The 22,516-nt window shown below is 66.2% G+C and carries 24 protein-coding genes; 6 read left to right on the forward strand and 18 right to left on the reverse strand.

Annotation, left to right across the window (positions count from 1 at the left end):
- Positions 1-79 precede the first annotated feature (79 nt).
- The 5 genes from HMI58_RS05125 to HMI58_RS05145 all read right to left on the reverse strand — a co-directional run bounded on the left by HMI58_RS05125 (position 80) and on the right by HMI58_RS05145 (position 4,274).
- Positions 80-1,180, reverse strand: coding sequence for a YihY/virulence factor BrkB family protein (locus HMI58_RS05125; RefSeq protein ID WP_171586495.1), 1,101 nt, complete (start codon positions 1,178-1,180; stop codon positions 80-82).
- On the reverse strand, positions 1,128-1,760 hold the full coding sequence (locus tag HMI58_RS05130) for a 2'-5' RNA ligase family protein (protein WP_171586496.1): 633 nt from the start codon (positions 1,758-1,760) through the stop codon (positions 1,128-1,130). The genes HMI58_RS05125 and HMI58_RS05130 overlap by 53 nt, the downstream gene beginning before the upstream one ends.
- 4 nt (positions 1,761-1,764) lie before the next feature.
- Positions 1,765-2,799 (reverse strand): tryptophan--tRNA ligase, encoded by a 1,035-nt coding sequence (trpS, locus tag HMI58_RS05135; RefSeq protein ID WP_171618362.1) that lies wholly within the window; start codon positions 2,797-2,799, stop codon positions 1,765-1,767.
- Positions 2,800-2,817: 18 nt separating this feature from the next.
- Positions 2,818-3,636, reverse strand: coding sequence for an exodeoxyribonuclease III (locus HMI58_RS05140; protein WP_171618385.1), 819 nt, complete (start codon positions 3,634-3,636; stop codon positions 2,818-2,820).
- A gap of 101 nt (positions 3,637-3,737) precedes the next feature.
- The gene (locus tag HMI58_RS05145) at positions 3,738-4,274 is read right to left on the reverse strand and encodes a hypothetical protein (RefSeq protein WP_171586498.1); all 537 of its coding nucleotides are present in this window, start codon (positions 4,272-4,274) and stop codon (positions 3,738-3,740) included.
- A gap of 174 nt (positions 4,275-4,448) precedes the next feature.
- Here HMI58_RS05145 and HMI58_RS05150 point away from each other — a divergent pair, with 174 nt between their 5' ends.
- Together HMI58_RS05150 and HMI58_RS05155 are read left to right on the forward strand one after the other, a co-directional pair.
- On the forward strand, positions 4,449-5,228 hold the full coding sequence (locus HMI58_RS05150) for a CHRD domain-containing protein (RefSeq protein ID WP_171586499.1): 780 nt from the start codon (positions 4,449-4,451) through the stop codon (positions 5,226-5,228).
- Between the two features lie 17 nt (positions 5,229-5,245).
- The gene (locus HMI58_RS05155) at positions 5,246-5,941 is read left to right on the forward strand and encodes a class F sortase (RefSeq protein ID WP_171618363.1); all 696 of its coding nucleotides are present in this window, start codon (positions 5,246-5,248) and stop codon (positions 5,939-5,941) included.
- Between the two features lie 25 nt (positions 5,942-5,966).
- On the opposite strand, the gene HMI58_RS05160 is transcribed toward HMI58_RS05155, so the two are convergent.
- The 7 genes from HMI58_RS05160 to glyA form a co-directional block, all read right to left on the reverse strand.
- On the reverse strand, positions 5,967-6,326 hold the full coding sequence (locus HMI58_RS05160; RefSeq protein ID WP_171586501.1) for a VOC family protein: 360 nt from the start codon (positions 6,324-6,326) through the stop codon (positions 5,967-5,969).
- A 65-nt stretch (positions 6,327-6,391) separates the two neighbouring features.
- The gene (locus HMI58_RS05165) at positions 6,392-7,261 is read right to left on the reverse strand and encodes an ABC transporter permease (protein WP_225667887.1); all 870 of its coding nucleotides are present in this window, start codon (positions 7,259-7,261) and stop codon (positions 6,392-6,394) included.
- Positions 7,258-8,076 carry an ABC transporter permease gene (locus HMI58_RS05170; protein ID WP_171586533.1) on the reverse strand — a complete coding sequence of 273 codons (819 nt, stop codon included), beginning with the start codon at positions 8,074-8,076 and terminating at the stop codon, positions 7,258-7,260. The genes HMI58_RS05165 and HMI58_RS05170 overlap by 4 nt, the downstream gene beginning before the upstream one ends.
- 76 nt (positions 8,077-8,152) lie before the next feature.
- Positions 8,153-9,082 (reverse strand): ABC transporter ATP-binding protein, encoded by a 930-nt coding sequence (locus tag HMI58_RS05175; RefSeq protein WP_171586534.1) that lies wholly within the window; start codon positions 9,080-9,082, stop codon positions 8,153-8,155.
- A gap of 106 nt (positions 9,083-9,188) precedes the next feature.
- Entirely contained in the window at positions 9,189-10,118 is a 930-nt protein-coding gene (locus tag HMI58_RS05180; RefSeq protein ID WP_171618364.1) for a bifunctional methylenetetrahydrofolate dehydrogenase/methenyltetrahydrofolate cyclohydrolase, read from the reverse strand.
- Positions 10,115-10,267: a hypothetical protein gene (locus tag HMI58_RS05185; RefSeq protein ID WP_171586503.1), complete on the reverse strand. Its 153-nt coding sequence runs from the start codon at positions 10,265-10,267 to the stop codon at positions 10,115-10,117. The genes HMI58_RS05180 and HMI58_RS05185 overlap by 4 nt, the downstream gene beginning before the upstream one ends.
- Positions 10,261-11,553 carry a serine hydroxymethyltransferase gene (gene glyA, locus HMI58_RS05190; RefSeq protein WP_171618386.1) on the reverse strand — a complete coding sequence of 431 codons (1,293 nt, stop codon included), beginning with the start codon at positions 11,551-11,553 and terminating at the stop codon, positions 10,261-10,263. The genes HMI58_RS05185 and glyA overlap by 7 nt, the downstream gene beginning before the upstream one ends.
- 318 nt (positions 11,554-11,871) lie before the next feature.
- On the opposite strand from glyA, the gene purU reads away from it, so the two are divergent.
- Positions 11,872-12,735 (forward strand): formyltetrahydrofolate deformylase, encoded by an 864-nt coding sequence (gene purU, locus HMI58_RS05195; RefSeq protein WP_171586504.1) that lies wholly within the window; start codon positions 11,872-11,874, stop codon positions 12,733-12,735.
- 154 nt (positions 12,736-12,889) lie between these two features.
- On the opposite strand, the gene HMI58_RS05200 is transcribed toward purU, so the two are convergent.
- Positions 12,890-13,990, reverse strand: coding sequence for a hypothetical protein (locus HMI58_RS05200; RefSeq protein WP_171618365.1), 1,101 nt, complete (start codon positions 13,988-13,990; stop codon positions 12,890-12,892).
- Positions 13,991-14,094: 104 nt separating this feature from the next.
- Here HMI58_RS05200 and HMI58_RS05205 point away from each other — a divergent pair, with 104 nt between their 5' ends.
- Entirely contained in the window at positions 14,095-14,619 is a 525-nt protein-coding gene (locus tag HMI58_RS05205) for a gamma carbonic anhydrase family protein (protein ID WP_171618366.1), read from the forward strand.
- Positions 14,616-15,698 (forward strand): Gfo/Idh/MocA family oxidoreductase, encoded by a 1,083-nt coding sequence (locus tag HMI58_RS05210; protein ID WP_171618367.1) that lies wholly within the window; start codon positions 14,616-14,618, stop codon positions 15,696-15,698. The genes HMI58_RS05205 and HMI58_RS05210 overlap by 4 nt, the downstream gene beginning before the upstream one ends.
- Positions 15,699-15,773: 75 nt before the next feature.
- On the opposite strand, the gene HMI58_RS05215 is transcribed toward HMI58_RS05210, so the two are convergent.
- The 3 genes from HMI58_RS05215 to purH form a co-directional block, all read right to left on the reverse strand.
- Positions 15,774-17,006: an NADP-dependent isocitrate dehydrogenase gene (locus HMI58_RS05215; RefSeq protein WP_171586508.1), complete on the reverse strand. Its 1,233-nt coding sequence runs from the start codon at positions 17,004-17,006 to the stop codon at positions 15,774-15,776.
- A 154-nt stretch (positions 17,007-17,160) separates the two neighbouring features.
- Entirely contained in the window at positions 17,161-17,718 is a 558-nt protein-coding gene (locus HMI58_RS05220) for a hypothetical protein (RefSeq protein ID WP_171586509.1), read from the reverse strand.
- A 28-nt stretch (positions 17,719-17,746) separates the two neighbouring features.
- Positions 17,747-19,360, reverse strand: a complete 1,614-nt coding sequence (purH, locus tag HMI58_RS05225) for a bifunctional phosphoribosylaminoimidazolecarboxamide formyltransferase/IMP cyclohydrolase (protein ID WP_171586510.1) — start codon at positions 19,358-19,360, stop codon at positions 17,747-17,749.
- Between the two features lie 138 nt (positions 19,361-19,498).
- Here purH and HMI58_RS05230 point away from each other — a divergent pair, with 138 nt between their 5' ends.
- On the forward strand, positions 19,499-20,884 hold the full coding sequence (locus HMI58_RS05230; protein ID WP_171618368.1) for an MFS transporter: 1,386 nt from the start codon (positions 19,499-19,501) through the stop codon (positions 20,882-20,884).
- Here the strand turns inward: HMI58_RS05230 and HMI58_RS05235 are convergent.
- Positions 20,862-21,878: a magnesium and cobalt transport protein CorA gene (locus HMI58_RS05235; RefSeq protein ID WP_171586512.1), complete on the reverse strand. Its 1,017-nt coding sequence runs from the start codon at positions 21,876-21,878 to the stop codon at positions 20,862-20,864. The genes HMI58_RS05230 and HMI58_RS05235 overlap by 23 nt on opposite strands.
- A gap of 1 nt (position 21,879) precedes the next feature.
- Positions 21,880-22,449, reverse strand: coding sequence for a phosphoribosylglycinamide formyltransferase (gene purN, locus HMI58_RS05240; RefSeq protein ID WP_171586513.1), 570 nt, complete (start codon positions 22,447-22,449; stop codon positions 21,880-21,882).
- Between the last annotated feature and the right edge of the window lie 67 nt (positions 22,450-22,516).

Here is a 22,516-nt window from a genome sequence, read left to right on the forward strand (position 1 = left end):
CAGCCTTCGGGCGATCTTTGGCCCGGTCCCGCTTACCAGCGGGGCCGGGCCGGAGTTGTTTAAAGGCTGGAGCTGCGAACTAGCCCTTTTGCCGGTGGGCGACGAGACTGCGCTGCTTCAGCGACCGCCCGTGCCGTGGGTTGAGCCCCGCCTCCGTGTCGGCGGCGCCGATGGCACCCCAGGCTGCGGCCAGGAGGTAGACCTGGCTGAGCAGGAAGAACCAGACAAACAGGCCGACGACGACGGTGAACGGTGCCAGCAGCGGGTTGCCCTGACCGACGCTGCCGAGGAGCAGGGTGCTGAAGGTGCGCAGCACGGTGCTCCCGACAGCGGTGATCACTGAGGACTGGATGAGCAGCCGACGGGATTGCTCAATCCCCGACGCCCGCCGGAAAAGGATGACAGCGACGGCGAAGTCCACCACCAGCATCAACGCAATACCGGCAAGCTGGGTGAAGGGCCGGCCGGTGTCACCGAACCCCAGCCAGTCGAAGACCACGTCCAGGAGGGTGTTGGCGACGAGGCCGATCGCCGTGGTGAGGATCATCGCGGCCCCCAGCACGAGGAGCGTCCCCAGGTCCTTGATCCGTAGGACGACGGGGTGCACCAGCAATGGGGGCAGGTCATAGATCCCCCTCATGGCCTGCCGGACTCCCGCAATCCAGCCCAGCGCGGTGATGAGGGTGATGACCGTGGAGACGATCAGGGTGAGTGTCAGCCCGTCGTTGACGTTAAACAGCGCCTCGGGAGTGGCGAGGCCGGGGCCATCGGGTTCCATAATGAGGATGCCGGGGGCGGTGGCGTTCACCGCCTCGATGATCAGGTTCTGCAGGGGCTCGTTGCCGGCGACCACCAGGCCCAGGATCGAGAAGCTGGCCAGGAGCAGGGAAGCCATCGAGAAGAACAGGCGGTAGGCGATCCCCGCTGCCATGAGCGGGCCCCGCCGGACCACGTAGAGGTGGAACACCCGGACGCCCCGGATCACAAAGATGCGGGCGAGCAGGTAGGTGATCATCGGCTCCGCGAGGGCCAGACCAGTGAGGCCGCGGCGCCGGGCCTTCCCCAGGTCGCGGCGGGCGTCGATGACCTTGCGTTTGAGGTGGGCTAGTTCGGCCGGCCGGGGCTCATCATAGTGCGGACCCTGGGCCGTCGCTGCGGTCCGGGTGTTGATCTTGGCCAAAGCTCAGCTCTTCCCTCAGTCTCCAGATGCCCAACGAGTCATGCTCGTACAGACCCATAGTACGGACAGTGAAGGAGGCTTCGAACTCTTCGAGCTGACTCTCCGCCCAGTCCATGCTGGCCGTACTGACATCGTGGGCCACTGTCACATGCGGGTGGAAGGGAAACTCGAGGGTGCGCTCCAGGGGTCCACACTGCAGTTTCTCGTGCAGTGCCACGCAATCATTGAATCCCTCGTCGAGGTTCAGGAACACTACCGGGGAAACGGGCCTGAACGTCCCGGTGCTTTTCAGGGTGACGGTGAAGGGGCGCTGCCCCCTGGCGACCTCGCGCACATGGGCGGTGGTCGCAGCCCAGTCCGTGGCGGGGGTGGTGGTCACCAGGGTGATGTGGGCCGGGATGAGGGAAGCCATTGGATCGCCGAAAGCAGCGCGCCACCGTTCAAGGATCGCCGCCGCCGGTTCGGGCACGGCGATGACGATCCCGACACAGCTTTCCCTGACTCCCCCTGTCACCGGCGCGGCCTCGCCGTCGGCCGGTGAGGGCTGAGCGCTGGTGGAGGCCCTGATGCTCTGGTCCATGACGCTAGCGCGCACCACCCAGGGGAGGAAGGAACCCGAGTTTCGCGTAGACATCCGCCAGCGTGGCGGACGCGATGCTGCGCGCCTTCTCCGCACCGCGGGCGAGCAGAGAGTCGAGTTCGGCGGGGTCGTCGAGGAGTTCGGTGGTGCGCAGCCGGATCGGATCCAGGTGGGCGACCACAATGTCGGCCAGCTCGGTCTTCAGGTGCCCGTACATGCGGCCCTCGAACTCAGCTACCACCTCGTCAATGGTCTTGCCGGTGAGCATCGAGTAAATGGAGAGCAGGTTGGACACCCCGGGCTTGGTTTCCCTGTCGAACCGGATCTCCGTCCCGGTGTCGGTGACCGCCGATTTGATGCGTTTGGCGGTCACCTTCGGGTCATCCATCAGGTTGATCAGGCCTGCCGGAGAGCTGGCCGATTTAGACATCTTGGCGGTGGGGTTCTGCAGGTCGTAGATCTTGGCCGACTCCTTCTGGATGAAGGGCTTCGGCACCACGAACGCTTCCCCGAAGCGGGAGTTGAAGCGTTGGGCCAGGTCCCGGCTCAGTTCGACGTGCTGCCGCTGGTCCTCCCCCACCGGTACACCCTCCGGCTGGTACAGCAGAATGTCCGCGGCCTGCAGGATGGGGTAGGTGAAGAGGCCAACACTTGCCGCGTCGGCGCCCTGCTTCAGTGACTTGTCCTTGAACTGGGTCATCCGTGACGCTTCACCGAAGCCGGTGATGCAGTTCAGCACCCAGCCCAGCTGGGCATGCTCTGGCACGTGGGACTGCACAAACAGGGTGCACTTATCCACGTCCACCCCTCCGGCGATGTACTGCGCCGCGGTACGGCGGGTACGCTCAGCGAGTTCCGCCGGGTCCTGGGGGACGGTGATGGCGTGCAGGTCCGGGATGAAGTAGATCGCCTCGTACTCGTCCTGCATGCGTACCCAGTGCACCAGCGCGCCGAGGTAGTTTCCCAGGTGAAGGGACTCACCCGAGGGCTGCATGCCGGAGAGGACTCGCTGCCGTGCACCAGTGGTGGGAATTGTCATCGTTGAGGGTTCCTGAAGTTAGAGCCGGTAGTCCACTACCAGCGGGGCATGGTCTGAGAATCGGGTATCCCAGGAGGGTGCTCGGTCGACGACGGCGTCGGCTGCGGCCGCCGCGAGACCCTCGGTGGCGAGGTGGTAATCGATCCGCCACCCCGTGTCATTGTCGAAGGCCTGACCGCGCCAGGACCACCAGGTGTAGGGTCCTTCCACCTCGCCCGCGAGGCGGCGGTGAACGTCGACAAACCCGAACTCGTCGTCGAAGAACCTGTCGAAGTACGCGCGTTCCTCCGGGAGGAATCCCGCCTTCTTCTGGTTGCCCTTCCAGTTGCGGACGTCGAGCCGGGTGTGGCCCACGTTCAGGTCACCGACCAGTAGCGCATGGTCGCGGGTGCGCCGCAGTTCAGGGAGCCGCTCGGACATCACATCGAGGAAGCGGTACTTGTCGGCCTGCTTGGGGCTGTCCACCTCGCCCGAGTGGACGTAGGCGCTGACGACGGTCAGGCTCACCCCGGCCAGGTCGAAGTCGGCCTCGACCCAGCGGCCGGACGTGGCGAAGTAGTCGTCGCCGATGTGGGTGCGGGTGGCAGTTGGCGCCATCCGCGACGCGATGGCGACGCCGGCACGGCCCTTCGCCTCAGCTTCGGCGTGGATGATGTGCCAGGAATCGCCCAGCAGTGCCCGCAGGATGTCGTCGGGCGCCCGCACTTCCTGCAGGCAGAGGATGTCGACCTCACGCTCGGCCAACCAGTCGGCCATACCTCGTTTGTAGGCCGCCCGGATGCCGTTGACGTTGACCGTTGCGACGCGGAGCGCCGACCCTTTGACGGGCGACAACATGGCAGAGGATGCGGGAAGGGTTGCTGTAGAACTCACTCGTTCAACTCTACCGGAGCGCGCTGGCGGTGGGGGTGAACCGCGGGTGGCGGCCAGCGCCGCACTCAGTCGACAACAGTGCCCTCCACCGGGCCGTCGTCGTTCCGCTTCATCATTGAACGCGCGTTGTGGGAGGTGATCTCGATCGTGTCCAGGGCCCGGCTCACCGTTTCGTCGTCGCTCGACTTGCCGCTGGCCAGGTGGTCCTGGATGACCCGCACCTGAACCTGGACGATCTTGAAGCTGTGGTCCAGCTTCATGTCGCGGGCCTGCGTGGCCTCGTCCACCACGCTCGGGCCCCGATCGGGGATACCGTTTGCCCGGTTGAAGTTCAGCTGTGCCTCGTTGATACGCGCCGCCGCGTTACGCGCCGCGGAGCGAAGGCTGAAGACCACGAAACTGAAGACCAGGAGCCAGCCCAGGGAGATGATCGCGACCAGCCAGCCGACGACGTCGTTCTGGTTGGCGGCGAAGACCACAGCCACCAGGAACACGATCAGCATGATGCTCATCCCGATCGTGCCCATCCGCAGGCTGAGGCCGCGGCCAGCACCTGCTGTGGCACCGGACGCTGTTGGCTGCTGGTTCCCAAGAGGCTTCATACAACTCATTCTCGCAAACCGCTGGGGCCGGCGGCGAGTCTTCCACCGTTGGCGAACGCCCAGTGGCAAAAAAACTTCTTCCATCCCGACCCATCCGTGACGGGCACCACTCCGAAGTAAAAGTATGTGTGCTTACAAAGGCCCACTAACACTCGCACTATGGAGGAAAAACACATGAACAAGAATTTGCGTCTCCTCGCAGTCCCCACCCTCGCCCTTGGCATGGTTGCCATGGCCGGTGCACCAGCAATGGCAGACCACGCCAACGGCTCGTACACCGTAGACTTCCAGCAGCTCAGCGGCACCACCGGTACCGCCACGTTCGCGATGGACATTGATGACAAGACCGCAACCGTGAACCTGCAGGTCTCCGGTCTTGGCGAAACCTTCATGGATGCACCGTACCCCCACGTGCAGCACGTCCATGGTGGCGCCCAGGGCGTTTGCCCCACGATGGCTGACGACGCCGATGGCGATGGCATCGTCTCCACCACCGAAGGCGCAGCCTCCTACGGTGGAATCCAAACCACCCTCGGCACCAGCGGCGACACCAGCCCAGCTGCAGGCCTGAACCTTGAACTCGCGGGTCAGGGCGGCAGCTACTCCATCGAGCGCACCTTCGAGATGAACGCCGAAACCCTCGACGCCATCGAAGCTGGCACCGCCGTCGTCGTCATCCACGGCCTGGATCCCGCGACCTCAAGCAGCGAGGAAGCGTTCAACGCTCCCTCCGACCTTGAGCCATCACTGCCCCTGGGCGCCACCTCGCCAGCACTCTGTGGCGTTGTGACCGCTTCACAGATGGGTGCCATGCCTGAGGGCGGCGCCGACACCGGCGTGGCTCAGTCCACCACCAACAACATGGGAATGATCGCCCTCGGAGGTGGCCTCGTTCTGGCTGCAGCCGCTGGTGGTACCTTCATGGTTCGCCGCAACGCTGCGAACAACGCATAAAGGAATAGTCTGATTTCATGATCAGCACTAACAACGGTCGTCGTCGGGGCTTTGCAGTCTCGGCGGCGACCGCCCTTTTAATCCTCACCGGCTGTGCCGCCGAAGCCCCACCGCAGGACACTGGCTCGTCGTCGTCGGCTGCGCCCTCCTCAGTCGCCTCGCCGGAGGCATCCCCGTCGCCGGCACCCTCCCCGTCTGCCTCGGCTGAACCGTCGGCTGCGGCCTCACCCGCACCCACCCCCGAACTCCCCGCGGTCCTCGAAGCGTCAAAGCCAGCATCGTTCAACATTCCGACGATCGGCGCGGAATCGGAGCTGCTGCACCTGGGACTGCGCGATAACGGGTCCCTTGAGGTGCCGCCCGATGGCCCCGGGGCGCCGGCCAGCTGGTACGACCAGTCCCCCACCTCGGGCGAACGCGGCCCATCGGTCCTGCTCGGTCACGTCAACGCGACCGGCGGCGGTCCAGGCGTCTTCGCTGACCTCCGAGCGCTCCAGCCCGGCGATGAGATTAACGTGGTCCGGGAAGATGGCACCACCGCTGTTTTCGCCGTCGACCGGGGTGAGCAGTACCAGAAGGACAACTTCCCCACCCTTGAGGTGTACGGCAATACCGAAGCCGCCGAGCTGCGCCTGATCACCTGCGACGGGTACAACCCCGACACCGGCGAATTCGACGACAACTACGTGGTCTACGCGACCCTCGTGCCCTAGCGGTCCGGCCGGGTCCGCAGCCGGGCTACCAACTCACCAGGCAGAACGGGTGGCCTGCGGGATCGAGGAACACCCGGTGTGCCTTTGACCCTGAGTCCATGCTCACCGCTCCGAGCGCCAGCACCTTCGCCTCCGCGATATCCAGATCGTCGACCCGGATGTCGAGGTGCAGCTGCTGCGGCAGGTCCTGGCTCGGCCAGCGGGGCGGCGTGTAGTCCTTGACCCGCTGGAAGCCAAGGGCTGGCCGGTCGGGTGCGTCGCCGATGGAGATCCAGCCGTCCTCATCGTGCTGGACCCTGATCATCCCCAGCACGTCCTCGTAGAAGGATGCGAGCAGATCGGTGTCCGGGCAATCGAAAACTGTGGCTTGCCATTTTCCAATCATGCTCCAGTATGTTCCAGTGGCCCCGGGAGATGGAACCCCCGGGGACCCGGTCCAGTGACTTTCTCCTATTTGAGGAACAGTTTCCGGAGTCGGCTGGTGGTCAGCACCATCCCGATGAGGATCATCACGAGGTAGTAGAGAATGTGGATTGCCGTCGCGGACGTGAACGTGCCGACGCTGATCTGACGAAGCAGTTCGACTCCATGCCACAGGGGAAGCGCCTGGATGAACCACTGGATGCCCTGCGGGTACACGCTCAGCGGGTAGAACGTCGCCGAGAACAGGAACATCGGCAGCATCACGAAGTTGATCCAGTCCATCTGCTGGAAGGTCTTCATGTAGCTGGTGATCCCCATCCCGAAGGACGCGAACCCGAACGCAATGAGCACCGACGCTGGCACCATCAGCAGGGCCCACGGCGTGGTGATCAGCCCCATCATGCCCATCACCGCGGTGAAGCCGGTGGCGTACATGGCCCCTCGCAGCAGGGCCAGGAAGATCTCCCCGATCGCGACGTCGAGCGGCCCCAGGGACGTGTACAGCATCCCCTGGTAGAGCTTCGCGAAGTTCATCTTGAAGAACACGTTCCAGGTGGAGTCGTAGACGGCTCCGTTCATCGCCGACACCGCCAGCAGCGCCGGAGCGATGTACGCCGCGTAGCTGATGGGCTCGCCGCCGGGCCCGACGACGTCGCCCACCAGTGCGCCGAGGCCCACGCCCATGGAGATCAGGTAGAGCACCGGCTCGAAGAAGCCCGAGACCATGATCAGCCAGTTGCTGCTCTTGGTCGCGCGCAGACCGCGGGCGATCACCGCCTTGGCGTTACGGGAGTAGAGGGCGCTGAACCGCCGGTTATGCGCGGTGATCCGGTAGTCCTCGTCGGTCAGTGGCTGGGCCGACGACGGTCCGGAACGCCGGGTCAGGTTCTCGGTCATTTGCCCAGCCTCCGCTCGTAGGTGCGACGGGCGAGTCGCCAGCCGAGGATGGCGAGCGCCACCAGGTACACGACGTGGATCACTGCCAGCCAGGCGGGCACCGGGTACCCGTAGGTGAGCATCCTGCCCAGCTGGGTGCCGTGCCAGAGCGGAGAGATCCAGCCAATCCACTGCAGGAAGATCGGCAGGGTGGTCAGCGGGAAGAAGGTGCCGGAGAACAGGAACATCGGCGTGACGAGGAACCTCATCACCAGCGCAAACTGGCCCTTGTCCTCCTCGACGCTGGCTGAGTAGGCCATCAGCGGCAGTCCGAAGGACAGTCCGCACAGCACCGCCACCGGAACGGCCGCCCACCCCCACGGCGACGGCGAGGCGCCGAACGCTGCGACGATGCCGAAGTAGATGGCGCTCATCAGTACCAGCCGCAGCGTGATCGCGATGATGTAACCGTTGACAATCTGGTGCACCGCCAGCGGGGAGGCGTGTGGACCGTAGTACACCCGCCGCCATTTGAAGCCGTCCATCACCGGGTAGGTGAACTCGGTGGCGGCGGTCATGATGGTCGCCGCCGCGAGCAGAGCCGGCGCGATGAACGCCAGGTAGCTGACCCCACCGAACGCGTCGGCGGAGTTCTGGTCCACGAGGGTGGCCAGGCCTACACCCATGGCGAACAGGTACATCACCGGGTTGCCCACGCTGTAGGCGATCAGGGTCCACCGGTACCCGTTCATCACCCGCAGGGCATGCTCGGCGTAGTACCAGGAGCCGAACCGTTGTGCGCGGTCCGCCGAGACCTGCGGCGAGTGGGCGCGCAGGGCGGGGGGCGTCGTCGTCGTGGTGGCGTCGGGTGGGACCGATTCGGCCCCGACGCCGCTGGGAGCACTGGGTGGGTTAGTCAACGAGGCTCCTCCCGGTCAGGCGCAGGAAGACGTCCTCCAGCGAGGACCGCCGCACGAGGGACGTGATGGGGTGCAGGCCCCGGGAGGCTACCTGTTCCAGGGCCGCTTCGCCGTCGTGGGTGTAGATGAGCACCCGGTCGGGTAGCGGCTCGAGCCGGTCGCCGATGCCCTGGAGCTCGGCGGCGACAGTGGTGTTGCGTTCGGAGCCGAACCTGAGTTCGAGGACCTCGCGGGTGGAGTGCTCGCGGATCAGCTGGGACGGCGACCCCTCGGCCATGATCTTGCCCTTGTCCACCACGACCAGCCGGTCGCAGAGTTGCTCCGCCTCGTCCATGTAGTGGGTGGTGAGGATCAGGGTGACCCCCGATTCCTTCAGCCGGAAGAGCCGGTCCCAGAGGATGTGGCGTGCCTGGGGGTCGAGGCCGGTGGTGGGTTCGTCGAGCAGCAGGATCTTCGGTTCGTTGATCAGGGACCGGGCAATCGTCAGCCGGCGCTTCATGCCACCGGAGAGCGAATCGACCTTGGACTTGGCCTTCTCGGTGAGCTGGGCGAACTCCAGGAGCTCATCCGCCTTCGGCTTCAGATAGCTCAGGGGCAGCCCGAAGTACCTCCCGTAAACGATGAGGTTATCGCGGACGCGCAGCTCCTCGTCGAGGTTGTCCTGCTGCGGCACCACTCCCAGGTGGGCCCTGACCTGCGGGCCGTGCTGCTCCGGGTCGAGCCCCATGATGCTCAGCGACCCCGAGGTGCGCTGCGACACTCCGCCGATCATCCGCATCGTGGTGGATTTTCCGGCACCGTTGGGGCCGAGCAGGCCGAAGGATTCGCCGGCGGGGACGTCGAAGGAGATGTCATCGACCGCTGCAAAGTCACCGTAGTGCTTGGTGAGGTTCCGGGCAGAGATGACGTAGTCGCGGGTCAGTGAGTTGGGCACCTGCTCAGCCTAGGGTATTCAACCCATTGGGAAAAGCCAACCGCATCCTTTAGCGGACAGGACCGGTCCGCGTTCCCGTTTCCCAACCGCCGCGCTAGTGCCCGACGGCGATGCCGGCCTGCCGCTCGGCGGCCTCCACCACGTTGGCGAGCAGCATGGCCCGGGTCATCGGGCCGACCCCACCGGGGTTCGGTGACAGCCAGGCGACCCGCGAGGCTGCGGCGGGTTCGACGTCGCCGGTCAGCTTCGCCTTGCCGGTTTCGGGATCCTCCACCCGGGTGACGCCGACGTCGAGCACGATCGCGTCGGACTTGAGGTCCGCCGCCTTGATCATGCCGGGGAAGCCTGCGGCCGCGACGACGACGTCGGCCTGGCGCAGCAGGTGCGGCAGGTCGACGGTTCCGGTGTGGGCGAGCGTGACGGTCGCGTTGATGTCGCGGCGAGTCAGGAGCAGGCCCAGGGGGCGACCAACGGTGATCCCGCGGCCCACCACGAGGACGTTCTTTCCCTCGAGAGTGATCCCGTGGCGGCGCAGCAGCTCAACGATGCCGTGCGGTGTGCAGGGCAGCGGCGAATCCAGCGGGGCGCCCACGTTCAGGACCAGCTTGCCGAGGTTGACCGGGTGTAGACCGTCGGCGTCCTTCTCCGGGGCCATCCGTTCCAGGATGGCGTTCGCGTCGAGGTGCTTCGGGAGCGGGAGCTGGACGATGTAGCCGGTGGTGGCGTCGTCGGCGTTCAGTTCGTCGATGACCTTCTCCAGCTCGGTCTGGGAGATGTCCGCCGGCAGGTCCCGGCGGACCGAGGTGATGCCGACCTGCTCGCAGTCACGGTGCTTTCCGGCGACGTAGGAGTGGCTGCCCGGGTCATCACCCACCAGGACCGTACCCAGGCCGGGAGTGATGCCCAGTTCCTTGAGGGCTCCGATACGGGTGGTGAGTTCGGACCGGATGGCGGCGGCGGTCTTCTTGCCGTCGAGGATCTGCGCTGTCTGGTCCTGCGCTGTCTGGTTCTCTGCGGGGCTCATGGGGTAATGCCAGCTTCCAGTTGCTCGAGGACGAATGCCTTGCCGCGGTCGCAGCAACCGGTAAAGCAGCACTCGTCGGTGGGAATGTCGTAGTCGGGTGATGCGGCCGCGGCGGAGGCCAGCGCACCCTCGGGGAGGTCTGCTACCACTGCTCGTGTTCCGGGTAGAGCGGGAAGTCAGCGGTGAGGGCCAGCACGCGGGCGCGGAGGGCCTCAGCATCGGCGCCGGGCTTCAGTGCCGCAGCGATGATGTCGGCCACCTCGGTGAACTGGGCTGCACCGAAACCGCGGGTAGCCAGCGCCGGGGTGCCGATCCGCAGGCCGGATGTGACCATCGGCGGACGCGGGTCGAACGGGACAGCGTTCCGGTTCACGGTGATCCCGATCGAGTGCAGCAGATCCTCGGCCTGCTGTCCGTCGAGCTGCGAGGCGCGCAGGTCCACCAGTACCAGGTGCACGTCGGTGCCGCCGGTGAGGACCGAGACGCCGTGTTCGCCGACGTCGCTGGCGGTCAACCGCTCCGCGATGATGCGGGCACCCTCCAGCACCCGCTCCTGGCGTTCCCTGAACTCGGGGGAACCGGCGATCTTGAAGGCCGTCGCCTTCGCGGCGATGACATGCATCAGCGGACCGCCCTGCTGGCCGGGGAAGACCGCCGAGTTGAGCTTCTTGGCCCACTCCTGCTTCGCCAGGATGACGCCCGAGCGGGGACCGGCAAGCGTCTTGTGCACCGTCGACGTGACGACGTCGGAGTGTGGGACCGGGTTGGGGTGCAAACCGGCCGCGACGAGTCCGGCGAAGTGCGCCATGTCGGTCCAGAGCAGGGCACCCACCTCATCGGCGATGGACCGGAACGCGGCGAAATCGAGCTGCCGCGGGTAGGCGGACCAGCCGGCAATGATGACCTGCGGCTTCTCGGCGATGGCCTGGGCGCGGACCTTGTCCATGTCGAGGCGGTGGGTGTCTTCCTCCACGCCGTAGGCGGCAACCTCGTAGAGCTTGCCGGAGAAGTTCAGCTTCATGCCGTGGGTCAGGTGGCCGCCGTGCGCCAGGGACAGGCCCATGATCTTGTCACCGGGTTTGATCATCGCGGCGAGCGCGGCGGCGTTGGCCTGCGCCCCGGAGTGTGGCTGAACGTTGGCGAACTCGGCGCCGAACAGGGCCTTGACCCGCTCGATGGCGAGGCTCTCGGCGACATCGACGTGTTCGCACCCACCGTAATAGCGGCGCCCGGGGTACCCCTCGGCGTACTTGTTGGTGAGGACTGAGCCCTGGGCCTGGAGCACCGCGCGGGGTGCAAAGTTTTCCGAGGCGATCATCTCGAGGGTGTCGCGCTGGCGGGCGAGCTCGTCGGTGAGGACGGCGGCGATCTCCGGGTCGACCTCGGAAAGCGGTGCGTTGGTGACCGCCGAGGTGGCTGATGCGGTGGCGGGCAGGGGCGAAGTTGTCACAGTGAACTCCTGGATGGGGATGTGTTGCTACTGGTCAGGCTACCCGTTGAGTCTGCAGTCCGGCACCGGTGTTTCGGCCGCGCTGAAGCATCCTCGGGCAAGTTCTTGACCATACGTCCCAGGCGTGCGATCCGTGGTCGGCGCTGCGCGCCGTCGTCGTCGGTCTGCTGACTGTTCTGAGGGAACCGTCCCGAACCGATGATGACGATGCATGCCGCTTCCTGATGGTGACCCACCTGACGCCAGTCGCGGCACTTCCGAGTGTATCCTTCGGGCGGCTTTCATTCGAAGTACGCTTGATTTGTGACTGACTCCCCCACCTCCCAGGCTTCCTTCATCCTCACGCTCTCCTGCGCCGACCAGCCCGGCATTGTGCATGCCGTCGCCGGAGCGCTGGTGAGCTCCGGCTGCAATATCACCGAATCCCAGCAGTATGGGAGCCCCGACACCGGGACGTTCTTCATGCGGGTGGCCATGAGCACCGCGGCGGCGCGGACGTCCCTGGAGGCCCATCTGGCTCCGGTCGCCGAGGCTTTCGGCATGACCTGGGCCCTGCACGACGACGGCGCACCCGCCCGCACCCTGATCCTCGCCTCAAAGTCGGCGCACTGCCTGAACGACCTGCTGTTCCAGCAGCGCTCGGGCACCCTGCCGATCGAGATTCCGGCGATCGTCTCCAATCACACCGAGCTGGCCGACCTCGCAGCGTTCTACGGCATCCCGTTCCACCACATCCCGGTCACCGCCGACACCCGGGAGTCCGCCGAGGATGCCCTGCGGGACGTCATCGCCGAGCACGACATTGAGCTGGTGGTCCTCGCCCGGTACATGCAGATCCTCAGCGACGGACTGTGCTCGGAGCTGGTGGGGCGGGCGATCAACATCCACCACTCGTTCCTGCCCTCGTTCAAGGGTGCCAAGCCCTACCACCAGGCGCACGCGCGTGGAGTGAAGCTGATCGGCGCCACTGCCCACTACGTGACGCCAGCTCTCGATGAGGGCCCGATCATCGAGCAGGAAGTCATCCGGGTGGATCATGCCCGGTCGGCCGAGCAGTTCGTGGCGATCGGGCGCGACGTGGAGGGCCGCACCCTCACCCAGGCCGTGCAGTGGCACGCCGAGCACCGGGTGCTGCTCGACGGCAGCCGGACCATCGTCTTCAACTAGGTCTGCCCGCCTTCGACTAGGTCTGCGGTCTTCAACTAGGTCTGCCCGCCTTCGATAGCAACCTGGACATTGGTGGCCAGGATCTTCCTCACCGATGTCCAGGTTGACTCCGCCTGTCCAGGTTGCTCACCGATTTCAGCATCAGGTTTCTCGGCTAGGCGGTGGAGAGCCGACGACGACGGCCCGTCGGGTTGCACGGGAGTCCTGCCTGTAGCAGCAGAGCCTTCAGCTTCGGCGGGGACACCGCCGTCGACCAGTCCCACCGCACCATGTTCAGGCCGGTGGATCGGATCCTGTCCTCGCGGAGCTTTTCCTCGATGACCGCCTGTGCGGTAGTCAGCCCGCGGAGGTATTCGGGCTTGAGGTACTTCGCCTTTCCATCGAACTCCCCCACCAGTCGCTGTTCTTTCCAGTAGAAATCCACCCAGGCTGAGCGACCGGTGTGGTCGGTTACCTCGTGCTGGAGCTCCGGCGCGGGGAATCCCAGCCGTGCCATCAGCACCCTGCTGAGGGACTCCCCCGGATACATGGCCCTGCCGTCGGCGAACTCCAGCACTCGCATGGCCTGTCGGCGTTTGGGCGCGGACGAGAGCAGCGCAATCCGGCTCCCGACCTCCTCTTTAGTCACCGGTCGGGAGCCGGATTCCGGTGGGAGAGGCTTCTGGTTGAGCAGCCGGTCCATCACCGACACCGCCCAGGGGAAGTCACAGCGCAAAGCCAGCTCGACGGCCGTGGCGACTTTCCCCGTGACGTGCCGTCCTCCGAAGGTGACGACTGTGAACTCATCCGGGTACCGCGCCAACCTGTTGACCCCGTTGGCGCTTCGCCAGCCAGTCGCGACGGGGACCACCACCTCAACCTTCGCCGGGAGGGCCGGCCGGGGCAGCCCCCAGAGCAGTCCCGCGGTTTCGCCTCCAAAGACCGGCTCGCGTCGGGCAGTGCGCCGGACGGCGTCGACCCTGACCCGGTAGCGCGCCTCTTCATCGAGGCCCCGCCAATTCGATGCGTCAACGTAGCATCCGAGCCGAATCCTGATCAGTTCCCCGCGTTCCGTCCGGCGCGCCAACTGCCGGGGCCACGCTGCGTCAAGAGGGTGGTCCGCGATGGAAATGATGCTGGTCATGGCTCCAGCCAACCCGGAAAGGGATGCCACCCGGGCCGCCACCGCCGCTATGTGGACAACGGGCACAGGAAATGTGGCCTCTGCCCCGCCTTCGATAGCAACCTGGACATTGGTGGCCAGGATCTTCCTCACCGATGTCCAGGTTGACCCCGCACGTCCAGGTTGATGTCGTGCGTCCAGGTTGCTCACCGGTTCGGTGAGCACCGACAGCGGCGGCTCCCGCTAGGCTGGGTGACATGGCCCACATCATCGAAATCTTCGGCAAGAAGCCCACCATCAGCGACTCGTCCTTCCTTGCGCCCACCGCGTCGATCATCGGCGACGTGGTCCTCGGCGAGGGCGCCAGCGCGTTCTACGGCGTCTCCGTGCGCGGCGACACCGCCCCCATACGCGTGGGGGACGGCACCAACCTGCAGGACAACGTGGTACTCCACGCCGATCCGGGATTCCCGACGACGGTCGGCAACCGGGTCAGCGTCGGCCACTCAGCGGTGGTCCACGGCTGCACCATCGGCGACGACTGCCTGATTGGCATGAGCGCCACCGTCATGAACGGCGCCGTGATCGGCGCCGGGTCGCTGGTCGCGGCGGGCGCCGTCGTCCTCGAGGGCACCGAGGTGCCACCCCGCTCCCTCGTCGCCGGAGTGCCCGCGAAGGTTCGGCGTGAGCTCACTGATAGTGAGTTCGAGGGCGTCAAAAAGAACGCCTCGTCCTACCAGGTGCTGGCAAAGGCACACCTCGACGCAAGGATCGAATCATGAACCCCTCCGCACCCGCGCAGCGCATCCCCGAGCCGCCCTGCGCCGTTCCCGGCGCCCCCAGCCCTTTCACTGCCACCGGACGCACCCTTCGCTGGGGTGTTGTCGCCACCGGCGGGATCGCCACCAGCGTCACTCAGGACCTGGCCCGACTGGAGGACGGGGTACTGCACGCCGTCAGCTCCCGGTCCCAGGGCTCGGCCGAGGCCTTCGCCGAGAAGTTCGGGTTCGCCACCAGCTATCACGACGACGACGGCGTCACCGGGTACCAGCGCCTGTTCAATGACCCCGAGGTTGACGTCGTCTACATTGCGACGCCCCACGCCCAGCACTACGAGGTGGCCAAGGCCGCCCTTATCGCGGGCAAGCACGTCCTGTGCGAGAAGGCGTTCACCGTCAACGCGCGGGAAGCAGCCGAACTGATCGACCTGGCACGGGCCAACCACCTGTTCCTGATGGAAGCCCTGTGGACGCGCTTCCTGCCAAGCGTCAACCGGGCCTGGGACATCATCCACTCCGGCGAGCTGGGCGAGATCCAGTGGGTTCAGGCGGACCTGGGTTTCCCGTCGGACCATGGCAGCAGCCACCGGCTGTGGGACCCGGCGGCGGGCGGCGGAGCGCTGCTGGACCTGGGCGTGTACCCGCTGACCTGGGCGCTCGGTTCCCTCGGCTTTCCCGCCGCGGTGACCGCCACGGCGGTCCTGAACGACGACGGCGTCGATACCCAGAACGGGCTCACCCTCACCTACGCCGGCGGCGCACAGGCACAGCTGACGACGTCGCTGGTGGCCGCCTGCCCGGGCCAGGCGACAGTGGTGGGCACCAAGGGCTGGCTGCGGTCCGGCGCCGTCCTCCACAACCCGCGCGAACTGACTGTCCAGCTCCACCAGGGCGAGCAGCGGGTCGAGACATTCGAGCAGGCCGGCGGCGGGTACGCGTACGAGCTGCGCGAAACCACCCGGTGCATCCAGGAGGGCCTGACGGAAAGCCCGACCATGCCTTGGGCCGATACCCTCGACACGATGCGCCTCCTCGACGGGGTGCGTGGCCAGTTGGGCATGCGGTACGCCAACGACGACTAGCCGCTGGGTAACCCCCGAAACGCAGAAGAGCCCCGGCGAATCCCGCCGGGGCTCTTCTATGCTGCCGAACTGGTACTAGCTCAGGCGTGCTTTCAGGTTGTCATCGAGGGTCGCAAGGAATTCCTCGGTGGTCTGGTACGCCTGGTCCGGGCCGACCAGGGCCGCTAGGTCCTTGGTCATGTGGCCGGACTCGACAGTCTTGATGACCACGTCCTCCAGTGTCTCAGCGAAGGTGATGACCTCGGGGGTGTTGTCCAGCTTGCCGCGGTGCATCAGCCCACGGGTCCACGCGAAGATCGAAGCGATCGGGTTGGTGGAGGTTGGCTTGCCCTGCTGGTGCTGGCGGAAGTGACGGGTCACCGTGCCGTGCGCAGCCTCGGCCTCGACGGTCTTGCCGTCCGGGGTCATCAGCACTGAGGTCATCAGACCCAGCGAGCCGAAGCCCTGGGCAACGGTGTCGGACTGGACGTCGCCGTCGTAGTTCTTGCAGGCCCAGACGTAGCCGCCTTCCCACTTCATAGCGGAGGCCACCATGTCGTCGATCAGGCGGTGCTCGTAGGTCAGGCCGGCTGCCTCGAACTGGTCCTTGAACTCAGCGTCGAAGACTTCCTGGAACAGATCCTTGAACTGGCCGTCGTAGGCCTTCAGGATGGTGTTCTTCGTCGACAGGTACACGGGGTATTCGCGCTGCAGGCCGTACGCGAACGACGCCCGGGCGAAGTCCCGGATGGACTCGTTGAAGTTGTACATGCCCATGGCCACGCCGCCCTCTTCAGGCATGGTGACGACGTCGAACTTCATCGGCTCGGAGCCGTCAGCGGGCTCGAACATCATGGTGACCTTGCCGGGCCCCGGCACCTTGAAGTTGGTGGACTTGTACTGGTCGCCGTGGGCGTGGCGGCCGATGATGATGGGCTTGTTCCAGCCCGGCACCAGGCGCGGGATGTTGGAGATGATGATGGGTTCGCGGAAGACGACGCCACCGAGGATGTTGCGGATGGTGCCGTTGGGCGAAACCCACATCTTCTTCAGGCCGAACTCTTCAACGCGTGCCTCGTCGGGCGTGATGGTGGCGCACTTGACGCCCACACCGTGCTCCTTGATGGCGTTGGCGGCGTCAATGGTGACCTGGTCATCGGTCGCGTCACGGTTCTGGATGGAGAGGTCGTAGTACTTCAGGTCGACATCCAGGTAGGGGTTGATCAGGCGGTCCTTGATGAACTGCCAGATAATCCGGGTCATCTCGTCGCCGTCGAGTTCGACAACCGAACCCTGTACCTTGATTTTCGTTGCTGGCGCGTCAGCCACACGGTCTCCTTGCGATGGTGGGCCGGTTCTGCCTGATGGACACAGCTCGGCCCGTGATTTGTACTGGTTTTATCCTGCTCAACTATGCCACAGGCCACTAATGGTGCCCTAAATGGGCATTGCCCTCCCGGCCGTCCCGGCTAGTCTCCCGGGACTACTCCCCCGGGACGATGTTGCCCCACCGGTCCATCATCGACCCGGGCGGGATCGGTTTGCCCCACCGGTCGGTGGCCGGGGCGGGACGCAGACCGCGGGTATCCGGCGCCGCATTGTGCCCGGGCGCCTGACCGGACGTCGCGTACGACGCCGCCTGTCCCCGGAACGCGCCTGGGGGCGGCCCGGCGGGCGTGCCCGGGCGGGCGACCCCGGGAACCCCCTGGCGTCCGACGCCGGGAACCTGCGGCGCCCAGGCCGGCAACTGGAGCTGGCGGAGGTCGCCCAGGTTGGGGTGCCGGACCGGGTCTTGGCCTGCGTCGATCTTCTTCTGGCGCCGGTCCGCGGCCCGGAAGTTCCTGACCGCGAACGCCACCGCGATAATCCACAGGAAAATCCCGGGGCTGGCTCCAATGAACAGCAGGACGACGGCGAGCAGGGACAGTGCCAGGCCAAGGATGGCGGAGATCAGCCGGGTCCCCGGCGAGACTGCCGGGGCGAATGCCGATCCGGCCAGTGCCATCCCTGCTGCGAGGGTAAAAATCGAAGCGATTTCCATGGGCACTGCCGCCGTCTCTGTTGGCCGGCTAGTGGAAGAAGTGCCTGGTGCCGGTGAAGTACATGGTAATCCCTGCGGCGGTTGCCGCGTCGATGACTTCCTGGTCCCGGACCGACCCGCCCGGCTGCACCACGGCGCGCACTCCGGCGTCGAGCAGGATCTGCAGTCCGTCGGCGAAGGGGAAGAACGCGTCCGACGCCGCGACGGCACCGCGGGCCCGATTCACACCGTCGCCCGCCAGGGTGTTGGCGCGCTCGACGGCGAGCTTGCACGAGTCGACCCGGTTCACCTGTCCCATCCCGACACCCACCGCAGCCCCGCCGTCGGCGAGGAGGATGGCGTTGGACTTCGCGGCCCGGCAGGCGGTCCAGGCAAAGGCCAGGTCGGCCAGGGTGGCGTCGTCGGCCGCGGGTCCGGCGGCGAGGGTCCACGTCTCCGGTGCGTCGCCGTCGGCCCTGACCGTGTCGGCAGCCTGCACCAGCACGCCACCGGAAACCTGCCGGATCTCGGCGGGATCCCGGCGGTACCCCTCGGGAAGGGTGAGCAGTCGGATGTTTTTCTTGGCGGAGAGGATGGCCACGGCGTCAGGCTCGAAATCGGGGGCGATCACCACTTCGGTGAACACGTCCTTCACGGCGGCGGCCATGGCGGCGGTAACGGTCCGGTTGGCAGCGATCACGCCGCCGAAGGCCGAGACGGGATCGCAGGCGTGCGCCTTGGCATAGGCGTCGGCAATCGGGTCGGCGGCGTCAGCGGCACCGACAGCGACGCCGCAGGGGTTGGCATGCTTGATGATCGCGACGGCGGGCAGGTCGAAGTCGAAGGCGGCGCGCAGGGCGGCGTCAGCGTCGACGTAGTTGTTGTAGCTCATGGCCTTGCCGTGCAACTGGTCGGCCTGGGCGATGCCCGGGGTGGCACCCTTCTCGACGTACAGCGCGGCGTCCTGGTGTGGGTTCTCGCCGTAGCGCAGCACCTCGGAGCGCTCCAGGGCAAGGCCGGCGTAGGCCGGCCAGGAATCGCCGTCGTCAGTGCCATCGCCGAACTGGGCAGCGGTCCACGCCGCCACCGAATTGTCGTAGGCAGCGGTGTGGGAGAACGCGAGGGCCGCCAGCCGGCGTCGGGCGCTCAGGTCGAACCCTCCGGCACCAGCGGCAGCGACGACGTCGTCGTACCGGGCCGGATCCACGACGATCGCGACCGAGGGGTGGTTCTTCGCCGCGGAGCGGACCATGGCGGGTCCGCCGATGTCGATCTGCTCGACAACTTCATCCTCGGCGGCACCGGACTTCACTGTGTCGACGAAGGGGTACAGGTTCACCACCACCAGGTCGAACGGCTCCACCTCGAGCACCCGGAGCTGTTCCACGTGGTCGTCGCGGCGGCGGTCGGCGAGGATTCCCGCGTGCACCATCGGGTGAAGGGTTTTGACCCGCCCGTCGAGGCATTCCTGGAACCCGGTCACCTCGGACACCTCGGTCACGGGGACACCCGCGGCGGCGATGCGCTTGGCGGTGGAACCCGTTGAGACGATGCTGACGCCGGCACGGTGCAACCCGAGGGCCAGCTCCTCCAGCCCCGTCTTGTCGTACACCGAGATAAGGGCCCGGCGGATGGGAACTTGGTCGAGATGGTTCAAGGTCACGCGGAAGCTCCAGGATTTCGGCTGCGGGTGGGATCGCCTCCAAGTCTAGGTCACCTGGCCCGTCCAGCCCCAAGGATGACGGGCCCCCGATCGGGTCGGCTTCCGTTGGCCGGCCGCTTGCGGCTGTACAGTTTCCCCGTGAGCACCGAGACTGAGCTACCCACCGGCGACCAGGTCGTGCAGGAACTGCCGTGGCGCTGGAGGGTACAGGGCAAGATTTTCCTCATCGGCGGCCTGGGCTTCATGTTCGACGCCTGGGACGTGACCCTGAACGGGTATCTGATCCCGATATTGTCGGACCACTGGGACCTGGCCCCCGGCGAAGCAGCCTGGGTGGCCACCTCCAATCTCATCGGCATGGCCCTCGGCGCCTTCGCCTGGGGGTCAATCGCCGACATCATCGGCCGAAAGCGAGCCTTCACCCTCACCCTGTTGATCTTCTCGATATTCACGGTGCTCGGAGCGTTTTCCCCTGACTTCATCTGGTTCTGCGTCTTCAGGTTCATGGCAGGGTTTGGGCTGGGTGGCTGCATCCCGGTCGACTATGCACTGGTCGGCGAGTTCACTCCCCGCAAGCATCGCGGCCGGGTCCTCACAGCGATGGACGCCTGGTGGCCCATCGGCGCCGCCATGTGCGGGGTGGTCTCAGCCCTGCTGATGACCGCCTTTGGGGACTGGCGTTACCTGATGCTCGTCATGGTGCTGCCGGCCCTGTTGGTGTTCTGGGTCCGCCGGTCGGTGCCCGAGTCACCGCTCTTCCTGGTGCAGAAGGGCCGCCAGGCCGAGGCGGAAGCGGTGATCAACGACCTGGTGGAGCGTACCGGCGCCACGAAAACACCGTGGCGGCTCCCCACCCCGGCGGAGGCGCCCACACTCTCCATCGGCTCGGTTTCCGGCCAGCTCACCGCACTGTGGCGGTTCAACTGGCGGATCACCCTCGCCGCGTGGGGCCTATTCCTGAGCATCCTGCTGGTCTACTACGGCGCACTGACCTGGATGCCGCAGATCCTGGTGCAGGCCGGTTACGCCCAGTCGGTGGCGTTCCTCACCACTGCCGGGATGACAGCTGTCGGTTTCTTCGGCGTGGTAGCTGCAGCCCTGCTGGTGGAGCGGGTGGGCCGCAAGTGGATCCTCGCCGTGTCGGGCCCGCTGTCCGCCGTCGTGCTGGTGATCTTCGCGCTCACCGTGGAGCTCCCCGCCGTCGCCACCGCCTGGCTGCTGCTGTTCGGGTTCCTGATCCAGGTCGCTATCCCGGTGCTCTACACCTACGTGTCGGAGCTCTACCCGACTGAACTGCGGGCCTCCGGCTTCGGGTGGGCGTCAACCGTCTCCCGGGTGGGCGCGGGACTGGTTCCGCTGATTTTCGGGTCACTGCTGTGGCCGGTCCTCGGACTGCCGCTGACCTTCGCGGCCACCGGCCTGCTGGTCCTGGTAGCTGTGGTGTGGATGGCGCGCTACGCGCCCGAAACCCGCGGCGTCCCCCTCAACGAGGTGCAGCCGGTTACAGCCAGCGATTCCGCTTGAACGCCAGAAACAGGCCGACACCGGTCATGATCATCAGGACCAGTGCGAACGGGTAGCCAAGCGCCCAGTGCAGCTCGGGCATTACGTCGAAGTTCATGCCGTAGATCGCTGCCACCAGGGTGGGGGCGAAGAGGATCGCGGCCCAGGAGGAGATCCTCTTGACCTCCTCGTTCTGTGCCAGCGACGTCTCGGTCAGCCGGGTCATCTCCTCGTTCTGGCGTTGAGCCACCAGTGTCGAGTGCACCGTGAGCGCGTTCTGCAGCAGGGTCCTGAAGGTGTTGACCTGGTCGATCAGCCGGATCACGTGGTCCAGGACATCGCCCAGCCGGCGGTTCACCTCCGGGTCCAGGTGGTACTCCTCGGAGCCCCGCTGCAGGTTCTCCACCATGCCGTGCAGCGGCTGGGTGGCACGCTGGAACTGGATCACCTCACGGTGCAGCTCGTAGATGCGGCGGGAGACGCCCGGGTCCCCGCCGAACAGCTCGTTCTCGATCTCATCGATGTCGTTCTCAAGCCCATTGACCACCGGCTCGTACTCGTCGACCACCTCGTCGAAGATGGCGTAGAGCACCGCTGCCGGTCCCATTGAGAGCAGCTCGGGGTTTTCCTCCAGCCGGGTGCGCACCCGCGCCAGGTCCGGCGACTCCGCGTGCCGTACGGTGACCACGAAGTCGGCGCCCACAAAGACGTGCAGCTCGCCGAACTCGACCTTCTCCTCGGCGTCGAGGTAGCGGGCGGGGCGCAGCACCACGAACAGAGTGGAGCCGTAGCGTTCCAGCTTTGACCGTTGATGGCCCTCCATCGCGTCTTCAACTGCCAGGTGGTGGAGGGAGAACTCGTCGGCGACGGCGGCGAGCTCGTCGTTGTCGGGCCGGTACAAACCGATCCAGGCCATGCCGCCGCTGGCGCGCATCACCTCGAAGGTGTCAGCCAGTGAATCCGGTTCGGAGTGGCGTGTCCCGTCCAGGTACACCGCCTTGTCGATGAGGGCCATCTCAGCGCGATTCCTGGCTGAGCTCGCGGAGCGTCCTGATCAGCAGGTCACGTTCCTGGACCTTGATGCGTTCGTGGAGAGTTTCCTCGGTGTCGTCGTCGAGCACATCGACGGCCGCCTGCGCGAGGATCGGACCGGTGTCGACCCCGGCGTCGGCAATCATCACCGTGCAGCCGGTCACCTTCACGCCGTAGGCCAGCGCGTCCCTCACCCCGTGGGCACCGGGAAAGCTGGGCAGCAGGGCGGGATGAGTGTTCAGATAGCGGTTGGGGAACGCGTCGAGGAAACCCTGGTCGACAATCCTCATGAACCCCGAGGACACCACGTAGTCCGGCGCGTAGGAGGCGACCTTCTCCGTCAGTGCAGCGTTCCAGTCAGCCCGCTCGGGGTAGGACCTGAAGTCGACGACGAATCCGTCGATGCCCGCCGCGGTGGCGCGCTCCACCCCGTAGGTGTCGTGCCGGTCGGCTCCGACGGCGGCGATGGTGAGGTCCAGCGAGCCGGAGCTGACGGCGTCGATGACCGCCTGAAGATTGGATCCGGTGCCGGAAACCAGGACTACGATGCGCATGGGTCAACCATAGGCTGCGCTCTACCCTAGGGTTAAACCATGAACGAAAGCCCCCGCCCCGCTAAAC

The organism is Arthrobacter sp. 147(2020), assembly GCF_013116715.1.
Lineage (GTDB): Bacteria > Actinomycetota > Actinomycetes > Actinomycetales > Micrococcaceae > Arthrobacter_D.

Bases quoted from the DNA above. Each gene is read 5' to 3' on its own strand.
- HMI58_RS05130 (WP_171586496.1), bottom strand. From the start codon at position 1,760: ATGGACCAGAGCATCAGGGCCTCCACCAGCGCTCAGCCCTCACCGGCC.
- trpS (WP_171618362.1), bottom strand. From the start codon at position 2,799: ATGACAATTCCCACCACTGGTGCACGGCAGCGAGTCCTCTCCGGCATG.
- HMI58_RS05140 (WP_171618385.1), bottom strand. From the start codon at position 3,636: ATGTTGTCGCCCGTCAAAGGGTCGGCGCTCCGCGTCGCAACGGTCAAC.
- HMI58_RS05145 (WP_171586498.1), bottom strand. From the start codon at position 4,274: ATGAAGCCTCTTGGGAACCAGCAGCCAACAGCGTCCGGTGCCACAGCA.
- HMI58_RS05150 (WP_171586499.1), top strand. From the start codon at position 4,449: ATGAACAAGAATTTGCGTCTCCTCGCAGTCCCCACCCTCGCCCTTGGC.
- HMI58_RS05155 (WP_171618363.1), top strand. From the start codon at position 5,246: ATGATCAGCACTAACAACGGTCGTCGTCGGGGCTTTGCAGTCTCGGCG.
- HMI58_RS05160 (WP_171586501.1), bottom strand. From the start codon at position 6,326: ATGATTGGAAAATGGCAAGCCACAGTTTTCGATTGCCCGGACACCGAT.
- HMI58_RS05165 (WP_225667887.1), bottom strand. From the start codon at position 7,261: ATGACCGAGAACCTGACCCGGCGTTCCGGACCGTCGTCGGCCCAGCCA.
- HMI58_RS05180 (WP_171618364.1), bottom strand. From the start codon at position 10,118: ATGAGCCCCGCAGAGAACCAGACAGCGCAGGACCAGACAGCGCAGATC.
- HMI58_RS05205 (WP_171618366.1), top strand. From the start codon at position 14,095: ATGGCCCACATCATCGAAATCTTCGGCAAGAAGCCCACCATCAGCGAC.
- HMI58_RS05210 (WP_171618367.1), top strand. From the start codon at position 14,616: ATGAACCCCTCCGCACCCGCGCAGCGCATCCCCGAGCCGCCCTGCGCC.
- HMI58_RS05220 (WP_171586509.1), bottom strand. From the start codon at position 17,718: ATGGAAATCGCTTCGATTTTTACCCTCGCAGCAGGGATGGCACTGGCC.
- HMI58_RS05235 (WP_171586512.1), bottom strand. From the start codon at position 21,878: ATGGCCCTCATCGACAAGGCGGTGTACCTGGACGGGACACGCCACTCC.
- purN (WP_171586513.1), bottom strand. From the start codon at position 22,449: ATGCGCATCGTAGTCCTGGTTTCCGGCACCGGATCCAATCTTCAGGCG.